Here is a 19,324-nt window from a genome sequence, read left to right as displayed (position 1 = left end):
CATTGCGCACAACGATTCTTTTGTTTTTCGGTCAACGGCGATTATTAATCCAATCATTAATGTGAGTTGATTATGAATATAGCGGCGGCTCTCGTTCCCACGCCAACCTCCTTCCCCACACCGCCCACGAACAATCGTCAGCAACGGGGAATAGATGACTCGCACACAACGCAAAAGAGGGCACTGGAAGAAAGGGTAGACCCACCCCCTCCTAAAAATTCGCTCGGACTGCATCCAGTTCCAGCACCGACACCCGAGCATGAGCTTGATACTTCTAAGACCATCATCTACGGTTCAGTCAACATTATTCCGCCAACTGCGAACTATACGCAGCGCGAACGCGAGCAGCGTATCCACGCCTACGCCGATCGTGTCGCCACACAAATCAAGCACATCGAAAGCGGCAGCGAGGGTGAGCGCAATACCAAGTTCCAGCACACTCGCCCGTTCCTCGAACCTGCCGGTTACTTCAGCGGTGGGTTGTTGGCAGCTGGCTACGACCCCCACGAGAAAGTCACGGTCACCTTCTACTCCTATGTAGGAATGGGCACACCCCAGGAGGAAACCAATAGGGACGTACGCACCTACTTTGCCTGGGAGATTGCCGCCGGAGCATTTGCCCATGACAAGGTGCCAAGGGGTGGCCCGCTGAACTTCCAGGGTATGCAAATCAGTGCGCAAGACAAAAATAAAATCGACGAACTGGAAGTGCTGGGCAGCCATTTGCAAGATCATTGGGAACATGATGTCGCCGCCCCCCTGCGCGACGCTTCGGGAGCACTTGCAAAACGCTCGGGCGAAGCAGACGCCTATGTGTTGCAGGGAACATTGCAGAGTCTACGTAACGACAAACACAGTTATGAACGTTTGTCCCCTGCCGCTCAGGCTGCCATTACTCGCACACTGGAAAACCGTGGAAACGCCGTCATTCCGAACCTATACGGCTATCCATTGGCCGGGTATGCCTTTATTCCGTACATCAATTACCACGGTGATTACGATCACCGCCCCAACAAAGGCCTGATGATCGATTTGAAGAACGGCACCGTCAGTGAAATAGACGGAGATGACAACTTCGCCTACTGGGCTAAACATAACCATGCCCAATTACTCAACCGTTTCAACGCCCGCGATAGGCAAGGCGGTCACGACGCTCACTGGGTAAGCGCCGGCTACGTACTCACCGCTTTGATTCTAGACAAGCATTCCACGTTTCCGGGGAGAAAAAGCGCCCTCTCGGATAAGGCCGTGCCGGTCCGAGAATTATTCAATTACGCACAATCGCGCGACAGCGATTACTACCTGAAATTCGGTGACCTCAAAAACGGCATTGCCCCTCACTATCAGGCGATGAATGCGAAAAATGCATTGTGGGCAGACCAAACCGAGGTATTTGGCGCCTCTCAGCAACACTGGAAAGAGGCAAAAGAGTTTTGGGGCAACACCTTTGGTTACTTACCCATCGTTGGCAATGCAGGCAATATCGTTTTCGGCGTGCACGATGGCCTCTATGGCCAGACCGCAGAGGATCGGGTTGGCGGCAATGCCGCAGCAGTCATATCCGGCCTGCAACTGGCGCACGAACTTGCACCCATTGGAGTGCACGGGGCAGAAGAACCGCCGGTGAACTTCTCTAATGGCGCGCATTACAGGTGGCAGTCCGATGAGCAAACACATCAGTTGGAATTAGTGCGGGTGAGGCAGGCTTCAACCCAAACAGACCCCGTCGATGTCGGGCTAACGCCCTCGCCAGACAATGGCATCCCGCCCACACCCACGCTAACCGACGAAAAAATCGCCACCCTCAGACAACTGATTTCACGCCAGGACTCGCCAAGCATTGATGAATTATTCTCCGATAAAAACAATTTCAGCACGCTGGATGGAAAAATAAGCCAACTCAAGGAAATCGATGAGCAACTCTACACCTTTGTAGATAGCACCAAGCTGGGCAAGGACACTCGTTTGAACATACTGGTGCATGGCCTATCCGACCCCACCACAGGTATCGCTAAAGTTATATATGACGGGGAACTTAATACCCCACAGGATTTACTCGACACCTTACGTTTTCAAGGCATTAACCCACAAGACTATGGAAACATTCGCCTTCTATCATGCGGCTCTGCAGATGGCGGTACCGCATCGTTTGCCGCCGAGTTCCAGCGACTCATAGATCGCCCTGTAAAAGGTTATAAAGGCACGGTAACGGTGGGCGTGACGCCGGAAGCAATAAAGCGCTTCACCGACACAATTGAAAACCACTATGTACACCAAGCCAAACAAAAAAACCTCACGATGACGGACAGCCTCAGAAATGACATCAGACTTCTCGCCGAACGCGATGTTAATGAAGATGTAATGAAGCACTTCAGAACCTTGAAGAAAAACCCATACTGGAACCCTTGGAAGTGGTGGACCTTTGAATACAACCCCGTTCGCTTCGACCAACGTAGCGCATCACGATGATGGTGGTGCCTCTTTCCATGTACACCCTTACATCGTCAAACTTTCGCTCTCCGTGCAATTTTTTATAACCTGATCCTAAGCGCCCTGACCAAAACATGTGCGCTGCCTGAACCGTGCAGACGGTAATTTAACCTATCGTCACTCCCACACTGACGACAACCTCGGTTATCTTCGTTTGAATTCGGGCAGCGCTTTATGTCTGTCACTTCAGGGGGCATCATGGAAAGAATCTTCTTCAAACCGCTACTTCTCGCCGTCGGCGTTCTGGCCTTCACGCCACTGGCCCAGGCGGCCACCACCCTGGTCTACTGCTCCGAAGCCAGCCCCGCCGGCTTCGACCCGAGCCAATACACCAGCGGCACCGAGTTCGACGCCTCCGCCGAAACCGTGTTCAACCGCCTTACCCAGTTCAAGCGCGGCGGTACCGAAGTCGAGCCCGGCCTCGCCACCCGTTGGGAGGTGTCCGAAGACGGTCTCACCTATACCTTCCACCTGCGGGACGGCGTCAAGTTCCACACCACCGATTTCTTCACCCCCACCCGCGACTTCAACGCCGATGACGTGGTGTTTACCTTCAACCGCCTGCTGGATGCCGAGAGCCCGTTTCGCAAGGCCTATCCCTCCGAATCGCCCTACTTCACCGACATGGGCTTGAACACCACGATCAAGAGCCTCGACAAACTCGACGAACACACCGTGCGCTTCAACCTGAACAACGTTGATGCATCGTTCGTGCAGAACCTGGCGATGAGTTTCGCTTCGGTGCAATCGGCCGAATATGCCGCCCAGCTGTTGAAGCAGGGCAAGGCCGAGGACATCAATCAGAAACCGGTCGGCACCGGCCCGTTCGTGTTCAAGCGCTATCAGAAAGACTCGCAGATCCGCTACGTTGCCAATAAGCAGTACTGGAAACCCGAGGACGTGAAGCTCGACAACCTGGTGTTCGCCATCACCCCTGACGCCGCCGCGCGCGTGCAGAAACTCAAGGCGGGTGAATGTCAGGTCAGCGGCTACCCGCGCCCGTCCGACATCGAGGTGATTAAGCAGGACCCAAACCTGCGCGTGCAGCAGCAGGCCGGCTTCAATTTGGGTTTCCTGGCGTACAACGTCACCCACCCGCCGCTGGACCAACTCAAGGTGCGCCAGGCGCTGGATATGGCCATCGACAAACCGGCCATCATCAAGGCCGTTTACCAAAGCGCCGGACAATTGGCGCAGAACGCTCTCCCTCCCGCGCAGTGGTCTTATGACCCGACGATCAAGGACGCCCCCTACGACCCGGCCAAGGCCCGGGCGCTACTAAAAGAAGCAGGGGTTGCACCAGGTACCACCATCAACCTGTGGGCAATGACCGTGCAACGCGCTTCCAACCCGAACGCGCGCATGTCGGCACAAATGATCCAGCAGGATTGGGCCAAGGTCGGCATCAAGGCCAACATCGTCAGCTATGAGTGGGGCGAATACATCAAACGCGCCAAAAATGGCGAGCATGACGCCATGATCTACGGCTGGACCGGCGATAACGGCGACCCGGATAACTGGCTCGGCGTGCTCTACAGTTGTGCCGCGGTCAAGGGCAGCAATTACGCCAAATGGTGTAACCCGGCCTATGACAAGCTGGTGCAGCAGGCCAAGGTCAGCAACGACCGCGAGCAGCGCATCAAGTGGTATCAGCAGGCTCAACAAATCCTTAAGGAACAAGTACCTATAACGCCTATTGCGAACTCGACGGTTTTCCAGCCGCTGCGCAAGGAAGTTCGCGATTTCAAGATCAGCCCCTTTGGGCTGACACCGTTCTATGGCGTGAGTCTAGATAAGTAACAACAACGCCCCAACCGAGTGCACTAGACACGTCGGTTGGGCCTTTTCGGTGCGCGCGGCGCACCGAAAAAACCCGCCAAATAGATGCATTTATGTCGAAACTTTCATAAATGCGACATTCTTGTACGCCCGTCCCACTGTTTGGCGCTTGCAACCGTTCAACATCTTGCAATGGGTATGGCGCCTGCATAAGTATCCGCAGGCCGACTCACGAGGTCGCCCTCACCACCAAAAATGACAACAAATCATGAGGCCAACATGCTTAAACACGCAGTCCTTCCGTTCTTAGTGAGCGCTGGCCTTATGGCCGCAGCCCCGTTTGCCCAAGCGGCAACTAACCTGGTGTTCTGCTCCGAAGGGAGCCCGGCCGGTTTTGACCCAGGCCAGTACACCACCGGAACAGACTTCGATGCCTCGGCCGAAACCATGTTCAACCGCCTGAGCCAGTTCGAACGTGGCGGCACCGCCGTGATTCCTGGCCTTGCTACCAGCTGGGACGTGTCCCCGGACGGCCTGACGTATACCTTCCACCTTCGGGAAGGCGTCAAGTTCCACACCACCCCGTATTTCAAGCCGACGCGTGAATTCAATGCCGATGACGTGCTCTTCACGTTCAACCGCATGATCAACAAGGACGACCCGTTCCGCAAAGCCTACCCCACTGAGTTCCCGTACTTCTCCGACATGGAGATGGACAAGAACATCAAGAACATCGAAAAAGTCGATGACCACACCGTCAAGTTCACCCTTGGCACCGTGGACGCCGCCTTCATCCAGAACCTGGCGATGAGCTTCGCCTCGATCCAGTCGGCCGAATACGCCGCCCAGCTGTTGAAGGAAGGCAAGGCCAGCGACATCAACCAGAAGCCAATCGGCACTGGCCCGTTCGTGTTCAAGAGCTACCAGAAAGACTCCAATATTCGCTTCACCGGCAACAAGGAATACTGGAAGCCTGAAGACGTCAAGATCGACAACCTGATCTTCGCAATCTCCACGGACCCTTCGGTCCGCATCCAGAAACTGAAGAAGAACGAGTGCCAGATCACGGCCTATCCTCGCCCGGCGGACATCAAGCCACTGGAAGCGGACAAGGACATGAAGATGCCGCACCAGGCCGGTTTCAACCTGGGTTACATCGCCTACAACGTGATGCCTGTGCTTAAAGGCCAGACCACGCCGAACCCATTGGCTGACCTGCGGGTTCGCCAGGCGCTGGACATGGCGGTGAACAAGCAGCAGATCATCGACTCCGTGTACCAGGGCGCTGGCCAATTGGCCGTCAACGCCATGCCGCCAACCCAGTGGTCGTATGACACCACTATCAAGGATGCCAAGTACGACCCGGCAAAAGCCAGGGAACTGCTCAAGGAAGCCGGCATCAAGGAAGGCACCGAGATCACCCTGTGGGCCATGCCAGTACAGCGTCCGTACAACCCGAACGCCAAGCTGATGGCCGAGATGCTGCAGAGCGACTGGAAACAGATCGGCCTGAAGGTCAACATCGTCAGCTACGAGTGGGGCGAGTACATCAAGCGTTCCAAAGGTGGTGAGAACCAGGCCATGATCATTGGCTGGAGCGGTGACAATGGTGACCCGGACAACTGGCTGGGCACGCTGTTTTCATCCCCGGCATTGAACGGCAACAACTTCTCCAAATTCGTCAACAAAGACTACGACGCCCTGATCAGCCAGGCCAAGGCGACCACAGACGTTGCCAAGCGCACCGAACTGTACAAACAGGCGCAACAACTGCTTAAACGTGAACTGCCTTACACACCTATCGCGCACTCGACGGTGTATCAACCCATGCGCAACACCGTGCAGGACTTCAAGATCAGCCCGTTTGGCTTGAACTCCTTCTATGGCGTCAGCGTAAGCGGCAAGTAAGGATCGATACGGCGACGCTCATAACGTCGCCGTTATTACATCTGCCAGGCCCGTAGGAAACAGACCACACCCGCAAGCGTTGCCGCCTTACAGCAATGAACTGCGCTTCGTGCCTCCGTTGCCTACAGGGTCAATCCGATTTGGCGCATTTACTGTGAAGTCCGCGACCCATAACGTCGTAGGACTACAGAGGTACCAATTCGGGAAAGGCACTTACCGCATGTGGGACCAGTGATGTCCCCTTGGCTACAGGCCTGAGGGATTGCTCGCTGTTGATAACTACACACAAGGATTGGAATCGTCATGCGCCATACCACCGTTCTATCCGCAATGTTTGCCGCCAGCCTGCTGGCTGTGGCCACCACGGCTCAGGCCGCCGAAAAGAAGAGCCTGGTGTTCTGCTCCGAGGGCAGCCCGGCGGGCTTTGACACGGCGCAATACACCACCGCCACCGACAACGATGCCGCTGAGCCGTTATACAACCGCCTTGTCGAGTTCGAAAAAGGCGCGACTGACGTAGTGCCTGGGCTGGCAACCAAGTGGGATATTTCCGAAGACGGGCTGACCTACACCTTTCATCTGCGCGAAGGGGTGAAGTTCCACAGCAACAAGGAGTTCAAGCCGACGCGCGACTTCAACGCCGACGACGTGCTGTTCACGTTCAACCGCATGCTTGACCCTGACCACCCGTTCCGCAAGGCCTACCCTACCGAGTTTCCGTACTTCAACGGCATGAGCCTGAACAAGAACATTGCCAAGGTTGAAAAAACCGACCCGCACACCGTGGTGATCACCCTGAATACGGTGGATGCCGCGTTCGTGCAAAACATCGCCATGAGCTTCGCCGCAATCCTCTCGGCCGAGTATGCCGAGCAATTGCTCAAGGAAGGCAAACCCAGCGATATCAACCAGAAGCCCATCGGCACTGGCCCGTTCGTGTTCCAGCGTTATCAGAAAGACTCGCAGATTCGCTATGTGGCCAACAAACAGTATTGGGACCCCAGCAAGGTCAAGCTCGACCAGTTGATCTTCGCCATCAATACCGACGCCTCGGTGCGCGTGCAGAAGCTCAAGGCCGGCGAATGCCAGGTCACCCTGCACCCGCGTCCCGCTGACGTCGACGCGCTCAAGGCCGACCCGAACCTGCAACTGCTGACCAAGCCCGGCTTCAACCTTGGCTACATCGCCTACAACGTGCGCCACAAGCCCTTCGACCAGCTCGAAGTGCGCCAGGCGCTGGACATGGCGGTGAACAAGCAGAGCATCCTCAATGCGGTGTACCAGGGCGCCGGGCAACTGGCGGTCAACGCCATGCCGCCGACCCAGTGGTCTTACGACGACAGCATCAAGGACGCCGCCTACAACCCGGAAAAAGCCAAGGAACTGCTCAAGGCCGCCGGCGTGAAGGAAGGCACTGAGATCACCCTGTGGGCGATGCCGGTGCAACGGCCGTACAACCCCAACGCCAAGCTGATGGCGGAAATGCTGCAGAACGATTGGGCCAAGATCGGCCTGAAAGTGAAGATCGTCAGCTATGAGTGGGGCGAATACATCAAGCGCACCAAGAACGGTGAGCACGATGTCAGCCTGATCGGCTGGACCGGTGACAACGGTGACCCGGACAACTGGCTGGGCACTCTCTACAGCTGCGACGCCATCGGCGGGAACAACTACTCCATGTGGTGTGACCCGGCGTACGACAAGCTGGTCAAGCAAGCCAAGGTCGTGACCGACCGCGAACAAAGGACTGTTCTGTACAAACAGGCGCAGCAACTGCTCAAGCAGCAGGTGCCGATCACGCCAATCGCCCACTCGACGGTCAACCAGCCGTTGAGCGCCAAAGTCGAAGGCTTCAAGGTGAGCCCCTTCGGCCGCAACGTGTTCTCGGGCGTCAGTATCACCCCATAAGAAAAAATAACCGGATGGCGAAGGGCCAAGCGGCCCTTCGGCAAACGTGCAGCCTTTTGTTGGGATTTTTCCTACGCCAAACGTTTGCAATAGTTTGAACGAGTTACACACCCAATAGCCGGTTCACCTAAAAAGACCGGCATAAAAAAGAGAACCAAAGGAGCTTCACCCATGAAACTGAGCAGCAAAGCGCTTCTGGCCTTGGCCATCAGCAGTATCACGGCCACCGCCTACGCTGAAACGCAGAGCCAGGACTTCGTTCCTACCACCCTGGCCGGCACCAGCGCGCAAAGCGAAGCCAAAGGCTTTATCGAAGATTTCAGCCTGGGCGGTACCACGCGTAACTGGTACTCCCATGAAAGCAAATACCGTGGGGGCACCTTCGCCTACCAGAAGCATGGCCAAACCCTGACCGACCGTAACCGTACCAACTGGGTACAGGGCACCATCCTCAACGCCAGCTCGGGTTTCACCCAGGGCACCGTAGGCGTCAAGACTGAAGTGGCGGTGTACAACGCGCTGGTGCTGGACCGCAGCAAGCGTGACATCAAAGGCGGCTCCAACCGCACCCTGGCCGACTCCAACGGCGACGCTGTAGATCAGTGGAGCAAACTGGGCCTGGCCAACGTGCAGTTCCGTGTGTCCAACACCACCTTGACCGCCGGTCGCCAGAACTTCAGCAGCGGCATCGTCGATACCATCGGTAACCGTGCGCTGCCTTCCAGCTTCCAGGGTGTGAGCTTCAACAGCGAAGAGTTCAGCAACCTGTCGTTCCAGGGCGGTGTCTTCGATCGCGTGTCACCGCGTAGCGAACAGAGCCTGTCGAAATTCCGCAGCGAATACGGCAATGGCGCAGAAACCGATAAAGTCTCCACCCTGGGTGTGAACTACCAGCCGTTGAAAAGCCTGAAGACCAGCTTCTTCGCCGCCAACGTGAAGGACTTCTGGAACCAGTACTACTTCGGTGCTACCCACGAATTGGGCGACGCCAAGCAACTGGGCCTGACCACCGGTTTCAACTACTACAAGACTGTCGATGAAGGCAAAAAAGAGATGGGGGAAATCGACAACGATACCTTCTCCCTGTCCCTGGGCCTGACTCACCAGGCACACAGCCTGACCTTCGCTTACCAGCAAGTGAACGGTAACGAGTACTTCGACTACCTGCACGAAACCAACGGCATCTACCTGGCCAACTCCCTGACCTCGGACTTCAACGGCCCGAACGAGAAGTCCTTCCAGATCGCCTACGCCATCAACATGGCCGAATACGGCGTGCCAGGCCTGAAGTTCAACGCCTACTCGGCGCGCGGCTGGGACATCGACGGCACCCACTACACCGGCAACAACGGCCGGGCCAAGTTCGCCTACGACGGTATCCAGTCCCAGGACGGCGAGAAGCACCAGGAATACGGTGTAGGCGCTTCTTATGCCCTGCAAAGCGGCCCACTCAAAGCCACTACCGTGCGCGCAACCTATGTTGAGCACCGTGGCAGCGAGTTCCAGTCCGACGGCAGCATCAAAGAGTTCCGTCTGGTCACCACCATTCCGTTCAACATTCTTTAATTAGCGCCAGGCAGGCGGCGGGCTCAGGACGAGCCCGCCGCCTACGCGTTTCTGGCTCCATCGATTGCAGAGGGCTCTGAATGAAAATGCTCCCGTTACAAGCTGCCATGGCCGCTGCGCTGCTGAGCGTGGCGATCGGCGTTTCGGCCAAACCGCTGGTGGTCTGCACCGAAGCCAGCCCGGAAGGTTTTGACCCGGTCCTGTACACCACCGCCGTGACCGCCGACGCCGCTGCGGAAACCATGTTCAACCGCCTGGTGGACTTCAAGCCTGGCACCACCGAAGTCGTTCCCGCGCTGGCCAAAGACCTGCCCGAGATCAGCGCCGATGGCCTGACCTACACCTTTCACCTGCGTGACGACATCAAGTTCCACACCACCGACTATTTCAAACCCACGCGCAACCTGAACGCCGACGACGTGCTTTGGAGTTTCCAGCGTCAGCTGGACCCGAATCACCCTTGGCATAAAAAGTCCCTCGTGGGCTACCCGTATTTCGAAAGCATGGGCTTCAAGGAACTGCTCAAGAGCGTAGAGAAGACCGACGACTACACCGTTGTCTTTACCCTGACGCGTCCTGAAGCACCCTTCCTGGCCGACCTGGGCATGGCATTCTCTTCAATCCATTCGAAGGAATACGCCGACCAGTTGCTCAAATCCGGCAAGACCGAAGACCTCAACGCAAAGCCCATCGGCACTGGCCCGTTCATCTTCACCCGGTATCAGAAAGACGCCCAGGCGCGCTTCAAGGCCAACCCCGACTACTTCCGTGGCAAACCGGCAGTCGACCCGCTGATCCTGGCGATCAGCACCGATAACAACGTGCGCCTGCAGAAGCTCAAGGCCAATGAATGCCAGATCGCGCTGTTCCCCAAGCCGGATGACATTCCAAGCATCAAGAAAGACCCAAACCTGAAAGTCGATGAACTGGCGGCGATGACCACCAGTTACACCGCGTTGAACACGACCCACAAATACATGAGCGATGCGCGGGTGCGTCACGCGATCAACATCGCGTTCGACAAGGCCGGCTATACCGAAGCCCTGTTCGGCAAAGGCAATGCGGTGGTAGGCACCGGCCCTTATCCGCCGACCTTGCTGGGTTTCAGCGACAAACTAAAGAACCCGCCTCGCGATCTGGACAAGGCCCGCGCCCTGCTCAAGGAAGCCGGCGTGCCGGAAGGCACCGAATTCACCCTGTTCACGCGTAACGGCGGCGGCCCGACCAACCCCAACCCGATGCTCGGCGCCCAGCGCATGCAGGCGGATCTGGCGCAGATTGGCCTGAAGGTAAATATCAAAGTCATGGAATGGGGTGAGATGCTCAAGCGCGCTAAAAACGGCGAGCACGACATGGTATCGGCTGGCTGGGTCGGTGATAACGGCGACCCTGACAACTTCCTTACGCCAAACCTGAGTTGCGATGCAGCGAAAAACGGCGAAAACTACGCGCGCTGGTGTAACAAAGAGTTCCAAGACTTGATCGACAAAGCGCGCGCCACCGCTGAACCCGCCCAGCGCGCCGCACTCTATGAACAAGCCCAGGACGTTTTCGACAAGGACCAACCATGGCTTCCCATGGCTTATCCGAAACTGTTCACCGCCATGCGCAAGAACGTAGAAGGCTTCACCCAAAGCCCTCTGGGGACGAATAACTTCGCCACCACCCAGGTGAAGTAAATAAGAAAAACGCTCGGCGCCGTCGACCCTGACGGCGCCGAACCTGCCTAACCGGCTGATTGAGGTACACACCAAGATGTTTAGTTTTATTGCCCGCCGACTGGGGTTATTGATCCCCACGTTCTTCGGCATCACGTTGCTGACCTTTGCGTTGATTCGCATGATTCCAGGCGACCCCGTAGAAGTCATGATGGGCGAGCGGCGGGTTGACCCCGAAATGCATGCCCAGGCAATGGAGCGCCTTGGCCTTAACAAGCCGTTGTATGCGCAATACCTGGATTACGTCGGCAAGCTCGCCCAGGGCGACCTTGGCGAATCGCTGCGTACCCGCACCAGCGTGTGGACCGAGTTCACCGCACTCTTTCCGGCGACCCTGGAACTGTCCATCGCCGCCCTGTTGTTCGCCGGTATCCTGGGCCTGTTGGCCGGGGTGATCGCGGCCTTGAAACGAGGATCCCTGTTCGACCATGGGGTGATGGGCATCTCCCTGGCGGGATATTCGATGCCGATCTTCTGGTGGGGCCTGATCCTGATCATGTTCTTCTCGGTGAGCCTGGGCTGGACCCCGGTTTCCGGGCGTATCGACCTGCTCTACGACATCGAGCCGCGCACCGGCTTCATGCTCATCGACACCCTGCTGGCCGACGAGCCGGACGCGTTCTGGGACGCACTGCACCACCTGATCCTGCCGGCCATCGTGCTGGGCACCATCCCGCTGGCGGTGATTGCGCGGATGACCCGCTCGTCGATGCTCGAAGTGCTGCGCGAAGACTACATCCGTACCGCCAAGGCCAAGGGCCTGTCGCCGGCGCGCGTGGTGTTCGTGCACGGCCTGCGCAATGCGCTGATCCCGGTATTGACCGTGGTCGGCCTGCAAGTCGGCACGTTGCTGGCCGGTGCGGTACTGACCGAAACCATCTTCTCGTGGCCCGGCATCGGCAAATGGCTGATCGAAGCCATTGGCGCGCGGGACTACCCGGTGGTGCAAAACGGCATTCTGTTGATCGCCTGCCTGGTGATCCTGGTGAACTTCGTGGTGGACATCCTCTACGGCTTCGCCAACCCACGCATCCGTCACCAGCGCTGAGATCATGACCATGACTACCTCTACTCCAGTGTCAGCAGTCGATCAGAGCCTGCTGTACCCGTCTCCGTACAAAGAATTCTGGCAAGCCTTCTCCAAGAACAAAGGCGCAGTTGCCGGCCTGCTGTTCATGTTGCTGATCGTGTTCTGCGCGATCTTCGCCCCTTGGGTTGCACCGCATAACCCGAGCGAGCAATACCGCGACTTCCTGCTCACCCCGCCATCATGGCTGGAAGGCGGGCAGATCCAGTTCCTGCTGGGCACCGATGAACTGGGCCGGGATTTGCTCTCGCGCCTGATCCAGGGTTCGCGCCTGTCGCTGTTGATCGGCTTGTCCTCCGTGGTGATGTCGCTGATCCCGGGCATCCTGCTCGGCCTGTTCGCCGGGTTCTTCCCGCGCCTGCTGGGCCCGACCATCATGCGCTTGATGGACATCATGCTGGCCCTGCCGTCGCTGCTGCTGGCCGTGGCGATTGTCGCCATCCTCGGCCCTGGCCTGATCAACACCGTGATCGCCATCGCCATTGTGTCGCTGCCGTCCTACGTGCGTCTGACCCGCGCCGCAGTGATGGGCGAACTGAACCGCGACTACGTGACCGCCGCGCGCCTGGCCGGTGCCGGCCTGCCCCGCCTGATGTTTATCACCGTGCTGCCCAACTGCATGGCGCCGCTGATCGTGCAGGCCACCTTGAGTTTCTCGTCGGCGATCCTCGATGCCGCCGCCCTGGGCTTCCTCGGCCTTGGCGTACAACCGCCAACGCCGGAGTGGGGCACCATGCTGGCATCGGCCCGCGACTATATCGAACGCGCCTGGTGGGTCGTGAGCTTGCCGGGCTTGACCATTTTGCTCAGCGTGCTGGCAATCAACTTGATGGGTGACGGCCTGCGCGACGCGCTGGACCCGAAACTCAAGAACGCCGCCTGAGGAGATTCCCATGTCACTGTTAGAAATCAAGAATCTCAACGTTCGCTTCGGCGACGAGACCGCCGTGCCAGTGGTCGATGGCCTCGACATTACCGTCGACAAAGGCGAAGTCCTGGCCATCGTTGGCGAGTCGGGCTCGGGTAAATCCGTGACCATGATGGCGCTGATGGGCCTGATCGAGCATCCCGGCATCGTCACCGCCGACGCCCTGAACTTCGACGGCAAGGACATGCTCAAGCTGAGCAACCGCCAGCGTCGCCAGATCGTCGGCAAAGACCTGGCGATGGTGTTCCAGGACCCGATGACCGCGCTGAACCCCAGCTATACCGTGGGTTTCCAGATTGAAGAAGTGCTGCGCCTGCACCTGAAAATGTCCGGCAAGCAAGCGCGCAAGCGGGCCATCGAACTGTTGGAAAAAGTGGAGATCCCTGGCGCCTCCAGCCGTATGGATGCCTACCCGCACCAGCTGTCCGGCGGTATGAGCCAGCGCGTGGCAATCGCCATGGCGATTGCCGGCGAGCCGAAACTGCTGATCGCCGACGAACCGACCACCGCGTTGGACGTCACCATTCAAGCGCAGATCATGGACCTGCTGCTGGCCCTGCAAAAAGAGCAGAACATGGGCCTGGTGCTGATCACTCACGACCTCGCGGTGGTGGCTGAAACCGCCCAGCGCGTGTGCGTGATGTATGCCGGCCAGGCCGTTGAAGTCGGCCAGGTCCCGCAACTGTTCGACATTCCAGCGCACCCTTACAGCGAAGCGCTGCTCAAGGCGATCCCCGAGCACAGCCTGGGCGCCACACGCCTGGCCACGCTGCCGGGTATCGTGCCCGGCCGTTACGACCGCCCGCAAGGTTGCCTGCTGTCGCCGCGCTGCCCGTATGTGCGTGAGAACTGCCGTACCGAGCGCCCTGCGCTTGACCCGAAAACCAACAGCCTTGCGCGCTGCTTCTACCCCTTGAACCAGGAGGTGGCGTAATGGCCGTCGTTCTTACCGCCCGCGACCTGACCCGTCACTACGAAGTGTCCCGTGGCCTGTTCAAGGGCCACGCTACGGTGCGTGCCCTCAATGGCGTGTCTTTCGAACTGGAAGCCGGCAAGACCCTCGCCGTCGTGGGCGAGTCGGGTTGCGGCAAGTCCACCCTGGCCCGCGCCCTCACGCTGATCGAAGAGCCATCATCCGGCTCCCTTAAAATCGCCGGCCAGGAAGTGGCCGGTGCCGACAAGGCCCAGCGCAAGCAGTTGCGCAAAGACGTACAGATGGTGTTCCAGAGCCCGTATGCCTCGTTGAACCCACGGCAGAAAGTCGGTGATCAGCTCGGCGAGCCGCTGCTGATCAACACCAACCTGTCCGCCGCCGAACGCCGCGAAAAAGTGCAGGCGATGATGAAGCAAGTGGGCCTGCGCCCTGAGCATTATCAGCGCTACCCGCACATGTTCTCCGGTGGCCAGCGCCAGCGGATCGCCCTGGCCCGGGCGATGATGCTGCAACCAAAAGTACTGGTGGCGGATGAACCGACCTCGGCACTGGACGTGTCGATCCAGGCCCAGGTGCTCAACCTGTTCATGGACCTGCAGCAGGAATTCAACACGGCCTACGTGTTCATCTCCCACAACCTCGCGGTGGTGCAGCACGTTGCCGATGACGTGATGGTGATGTACCTCGGCCGCCCGGTGGAAGTGGGGCCCAAGGAAGACATCTACGCCCGCCCCTTGCACCCGTACACCCAGGCGCTGCTGTCGGCCACGCCGACCATCCACCCGGACCCGAACAAGCCCAAGATCAAGATCGTCGGCGAGCTACCCAACCCGCTGAACCCGCCGTCAGGTTGCGCCTTTCACAAGCGCTGCCCGTACGCGACGGCACGCTGCAGCACCGAGGAGCCGCTGTTGCGGCCGTTGGATAATCGCCAGGTGGCTTGCCACTATGCGGAGCAATTCGTGGCCTGACGATCATTCCCACGCTCCGCGTGGGAATGGCGCCTAGGACGCTCCGCGTTCCGCCGTTGAGGTGACGCGGAGCGTCAGGGATGCATTCCCACGCGGAGCGTGGGAACGATCAAAGTCTGAGTTCTACAGCCCTTCCCGCCAGGTTGCGCATCAGCCGGGCGGGAGGGGCTTCTTTTTGCGCACGGCCTATGTCTGGCTGTCGCCTTCGTCCGAATCGTCGCGGTAGTTTCCACCCAAACAATTACAAACTTCCCACACGACTTCCACGCTCTAACTTCAAGCCAAAAAGAAAACTTCTTAAATATGTAACAGCAACTAAAAAACAAAGATAATGCGCTTCTAATTCCATAAAGCCTGATTAAGAATGCCCGACTCTCATCATTAACAAACGGGCTATCTCATGACTGTCATCCGCGAAAAATGCTCTATCTCCAAATCCTTGGAAACCCTTCTTAACGACATCTATGCCGATGATGAGGTTTCAATGGCCGAATACAAGACCCTCCAAGCCGAAGCCGACCTTCGCTGGCAGAAGGTCATTGACGAATTAGGGCCAAACAACACGCTTAAATCGTTTCAGAACTCGATGGATATCTCCATGCATTTGCTGTACCTGAGCGCAGAGTATGCTGCATCGCAGGAAGTTACAGACCTGGGGGAAGCCTATGTAAAAGATGCGATGTATGCACAAGTTGAATACATCCAGGCGGGCACCCAACTGGCATTGAAACTGTTGCGAGTGGGGCAAAACCACCCGTAACTAACCGTCATTTCCTAAATACAAAAAAGGGCGAAGCCATGACAGCTTCGCCCTTTTGTATGCCTCATCAGGAATTGCGGTCACCCTCAGGGGCATCAGGTTTCGCCGTCGTCGAAGGTCACACTGTCTTCCCCTTCATTGATGGGGTTTTCCGGATCCCTGACGTCTGTGGGCTGGGGCTGCGGTTTCCAACTGCCCGAGTTGACCTCGTTCTGCTTTTTCTTGGTGACCGGGCCGGTGTCTTTCCACTGGGGCGCCCCGGCGTCGGCCAACGCCGGAAGGGCCGTCACTCCCAGGATGGCCAGCAACACCAAAGGGATGACACGTTGAGCATTTCGCACGGTAGTCTCCTTTACAGTCGGTGGGTAAACGCTAGACCCGAAGCCGGGTTCTCGCCAATTCATGGCGTTATGAAGATCCAAATGCGGGAGGGGGCAAGCCCTCAATACTGTAGGAGCGAGCTTGCTCGCGAAGAACTCAGGGCCCCCGCGTTTATCCAGAATGAACGCGTTGCCTGGACGTTTTTCGCGAGCAAGCTCGCTCCTACAGTGTGCCCCCTCCCATATTTTGGCTTTGCAGCAGGCATAAAAAAGGGCGAAGCCATCACAGCTTCGCCCTGTTCTTTACCGCTCAGCCCTTAATGATGCTCGCGAGTCGCCCGGAATTTCACATCCGGCCAGCGCTCTTCCATCAGCGCCAGGTTGACCCGGGTCGGCGCCAGGTAAGTCAGGTGACCACCGCCGTCGATCGCCAGGTTTTCCACCGCTTTGTTGGAAAACTCTTCCAACTTCTTCTTATCGCTGCAATCGATCCAGCGCGCGGAGTACACGGTGATCGGCTCGTAGGAGCACTCGACCTTGTATTCCTCTTTCAGGCGGCTGGCGACCACGTCGAACTGCAGCACACCCACGGCGCCGAGGATGATGTCGTTGCTGCGCTCGGGGAAGAACACCTGAGTGGCGCCTTCTTCGGCGAGTTGCTGCAAACCTTGACGCAGTTGCTTGGATTTCAGCGGATCGCGCAGGCGTACGCGGCGGAACAGTTCCGGGGCGAAGTGCGGGATGCCGGTGAAGCCCAGTGCTTCGCCTTCAGTGAAGGTGTCGCCGATCTGGATGGTGCCGTGGTTGTGCAGGCCGATGATATCGCCGGCGTAGGCTTCTTCGAGTTGTTCACGCTCGGAGGAGAAGAACGTCAGGGCGTCGCCGATGCGCACGTCCTTGCCGGTGCGCACGTGGCGCATCTTCATGCCTTTTTCGTAGCGGCCGGAGCAGATACGCATGAAGGCGATGCGGTCGCGGTGCTTGGGGTCCATGTTCGCCTGGATCTTGAACACGAAGCCGGTGAATTTTTCTTCCACCGGTTCCACGGTGCGCTCGTTGGCGACACGGGCAAGGGGCTTTGGCGCCCAGTTCACGACGGCGTCGAGCACGTGGTCGACACCGAAGTTGCCCAAGGCAGTACCGAAGAACACCGGGGTCAGTTGACCGTCGAGGAATTCCTGCTGGTTGAACTCATGGCAGGCGCCCTGTACCAGTTCGAGCTGGTCGACAAAGCGGTCGTACTCGTCGCCCAGGTGGGCGCGGGCTTCGTCGGAGTCGAGCTTTTCGATGATTTTCACATCGGTGCGCTCATGACCATGGCCGGCGGTGTAGACAATGATGTAGTCGTCGGCCAGGTGGTACACGCCCTTGAAGTCGCGGTAGCAACCGATCGGCCAGGTGATCGGCGCGGCCTTGATCTTCAGGACGGCTTCGATTTCATCCAGCAGCTCGATGGGGTCACGAATATCGCGGTCGAGTTTGTTGATGAAGCTGACAATCGGCGTGTCGCGCAAACGGCACACATCCATCAACGCGATGGTGCGTGGCTCGACGCCTTTACCGCCGTCGAGGACCATCAGCGCCGAGTCCACCGCAGTGAGGGTGCGGTAGGTGTCTTCGGAGAAGTCTTCGTGGCCTGGGGTGTCGAGCAGATTGACCATGTGGTCGCGATACGGGAACTGCATGACCGACGTGGTAATGGAAATACCCCGTTGCTTCTCCATCTCCATCCAGTCGGATGTCGCATGGCGGTCGGATTTGCGGGATTTCACCGTGCCGGCCACCGCGATTGCCTTGCCCATCAGCAGGAGCTTTTCGGTGATGGTGGTTTTACCGGCATCGGGGTGGGAAATAATAGCGAAAGTGCGGCGTTTCGCGACTTCGGCGGCCTGGTGGGTCATGGGAAATCGCCTGGCAGGTGAGTCAAAAAAGGGCGGCGAGTATAGCGCAAACCCAGGGTTACAGACCACCGTTGAGCCCATTGGGGGTGGCTAAATGCTCCCAAGTGTGGAACCTTTTAAAAGGTAGAGACGTCCACTCCCCTGCTATCGCACTCGGAACAGGGGCTGAAAAATCAGCAAGTTAGCCTGACGAGGCTGCGCTCATGGCTCGATCGCATACTGCGTTGCCAGTATCGGCGAGCTGCTTTTCGCGAACTCATTCAGAGGCAGCCAGCCATGGCATTGCCACCGGAGAATGTGTTCGCCGACAAAAGAAAAAAAGGAGTCCGCCTGTGGCTATTCGCTATGGCAAAGGGCTGATAGGAGGTGCGGTTGTCGTCGCGCTCCTGGCCCTGCTGGTCCACTGGATCGGCATCAACACGATCGAACTGTACCGCGACGATTTGTTGTTTTACCTGCAAGCTCATCTGATTCTGGTTTTAGTTTCCATGCTGGCCGCCCTGATTGTGGGCCTCCCCGCCGGCATCCTGCTCAGTCGACCGAACATGGTCGGGCGTGCAGAACGCTTCATGCAGATCTTCAACATCGGCAACACCGTCCCTCCCCTGGCCGTACTGGCCATCGCCCTCGGCGTCCTCGGCATCGGCAGCGGCCCGGCCATTTTCGCGCTGTTCCTCGCCTCCCTCCTGCCCATCGTGCGCAACACGTACGAAGGCCTGAAAAACGTTCAAGGCTCGCTGAAAGAAGCCGCCACCGGTATCGGCATGACGCCACGCCAGGTGCTGTTTCGCGTGGAGTTGCCCAACGCCGTGCCGATCATCATCGGTGGCGTGCGTGTGGCCCTGGCGATCAACGTCGGCACCGCACCGCTGGCGTTCCTGATCGGCGCCAACAGCCTGGGCAGCCTGATCTTCCCCGGCATCGCCCTGAACAACCAGCCGCAACTGCTGCTCGGTGCCGCATGCACCGCACTGCTGGCATTGCTGCTCGACGGCCTGGTGACCATGGCCAGCCGCCTCTGGCTGGAACGCGGGTTGCGTCCGTCTTAAGGCTT

14 protein-coding genes are annotated in these 19,324 nt (G+C 58.2%); 12 read left to right on the top strand and 2 right to left on the bottom strand.

The window, feature by feature from the left end; genetic code table 11:
- Positions 1-72: 72 nt before the first annotated feature.
- The 11 genes from C4J86_RS04705 to C4J86_RS04655 all read left to right on the top strand — a co-directional run bounded on the left by C4J86_RS04705 (position 73) and on the right by C4J86_RS04655 (position 16,049).
- Positions 73-2,469: a hypothetical protein gene (locus C4J86_RS04705; protein WP_124369643.1), complete on the top strand. Its 2,397-nt coding sequence runs from the start codon at positions 73-75 to the stop codon at positions 2,467-2,469.
- Between the two features lie 219 nt (positions 2,470-2,688).
- Positions 2,689-4,290: an ABC transporter substrate-binding protein gene (locus C4J86_RS04700; protein WP_124369642.1), complete on the top strand. Its 1,602-nt coding sequence runs from the start codon at positions 2,689-2,691 to the stop codon at positions 4,288-4,290.
- A 258-nt stretch (positions 4,291-4,548) separates the two neighbouring features.
- Positions 4,549-6,177 (top strand): ABC transporter substrate-binding protein, encoded by a 1,629-nt coding sequence (locus C4J86_RS04695; RefSeq protein ID WP_124365814.1) that lies wholly within the window; start codon positions 4,549-4,551, stop codon positions 6,175-6,177.
- A gap of 303 nt (positions 6,178-6,480) precedes the next feature.
- Complete coding sequence (locus C4J86_RS04690) at positions 6,481-8,085, top strand: ABC transporter substrate-binding protein (protein WP_124369641.1); 1,605 nt, start codon at positions 6,481-6,483, stop codon at positions 8,083-8,085.
- 171 nt (positions 8,086-8,256) lie between these two features.
- The gene (locus C4J86_RS04685) at positions 8,257-9,651 is read left to right on the top strand and encodes an OprD family outer membrane porin (protein WP_124369640.1); all 1,395 of its coding nucleotides are present in this window, start codon (positions 8,257-8,259) and stop codon (positions 9,649-9,651) included.
- A gap of 80 nt (positions 9,652-9,731) precedes the next feature.
- Entirely contained in the window at positions 9,732-11,330 is a 1,599-nt protein-coding gene (locus C4J86_RS04680) for an ABC transporter substrate-binding protein (RefSeq protein ID WP_124365811.1), read from the top strand.
- A gap of 76 nt (positions 11,331-11,406) precedes the next feature.
- Positions 11,407-12,417, top strand: coding sequence for an ABC transporter permease subunit (locus C4J86_RS04675; protein WP_124361271.1), 1,011 nt, complete (start codon positions 11,407-11,409; stop codon positions 12,415-12,417).
- A 10-nt stretch (positions 12,418-12,427) separates the two neighbouring features.
- On the top strand, positions 12,428-13,339 hold the full coding sequence (locus C4J86_RS04670) for an ABC transporter permease subunit (RefSeq protein ID WP_057724524.1): 912 nt from the start codon (positions 12,428-12,430) through the stop codon (positions 13,337-13,339).
- Between the two features lie 10 nt (positions 13,340-13,349).
- A complete protein-coding gene (locus tag C4J86_RS04665) occupies positions 13,350-14,318 on the top strand; it encodes an ABC transporter ATP-binding protein (protein ID WP_124361270.1) in 969 nt (322 codons plus the stop codon).
- Complete coding sequence (locus tag C4J86_RS04660; protein ID WP_124361269.1) at positions 14,318-15,289, top strand: peptide ABC transporter ATP-binding protein; 972 nt, start codon at positions 14,318-14,320, stop codon at positions 15,287-15,289. The genes C4J86_RS04665 and C4J86_RS04660 overlap by 1 nt, the downstream gene beginning before the upstream one ends.
- Positions 15,290-15,689: 400 nt before the next feature.
- The gene (locus tag C4J86_RS04655) at positions 15,690-16,049 is read left to right on the top strand and encodes a hypothetical protein (protein WP_124369639.1); all 360 of its coding nucleotides are present in this window, start codon (positions 15,690-15,692) and stop codon (positions 16,047-16,049) included.
- 95 nt (positions 16,050-16,144) lie between these two features.
- Here C4J86_RS04655 and C4J86_RS04650 read toward each other — a convergent pair whose 3' ends face one another.
- Positions 16,145-16,390 carry a hypothetical protein gene (locus tag C4J86_RS04650; protein WP_124369638.1) on the bottom strand — a complete coding sequence of 82 codons (246 nt, stop codon included), beginning with the start codon at positions 16,388-16,390 and terminating at the stop codon, positions 16,145-16,147.
- A 296-nt stretch (positions 16,391-16,686) separates the two neighbouring features.
- Positions 16,687-18,270 carry a peptide chain release factor 3 gene (locus tag C4J86_RS04645; RefSeq protein ID WP_073524000.1) on the bottom strand — a complete coding sequence of 528 codons (1,584 nt, stop codon included), beginning with the start codon at positions 18,268-18,270 and terminating at the stop codon, positions 16,687-16,689.
- A 332-nt stretch (positions 18,271-18,602) separates the two neighbouring features.
- Here C4J86_RS04645 and C4J86_RS04640 point away from each other — a divergent pair, with 332 nt between their 5' ends.
- Complete coding sequence (locus tag C4J86_RS04640; RefSeq protein WP_124365807.1) at positions 18,603-19,319, top strand: ABC transporter permease; 717 nt, start codon at positions 18,603-18,605, stop codon at positions 19,317-19,319.
- Positions 19,320-19,324: the final 5 nt, after the last annotated feature.

This window comes from Pseudomonas sp. R2-7-07, from assembly GCF_003852355.1.
Classification (GTDB): domain Bacteria; phylum Pseudomonadota; class Gammaproteobacteria; order Pseudomonadales; family Pseudomonadaceae; genus Aquipseudomonas.
The sequence above is the reverse complement of the archived record's forward strand: the minus strand, read 5'-3'. Positions and strand labels throughout refer to the sequence as shown.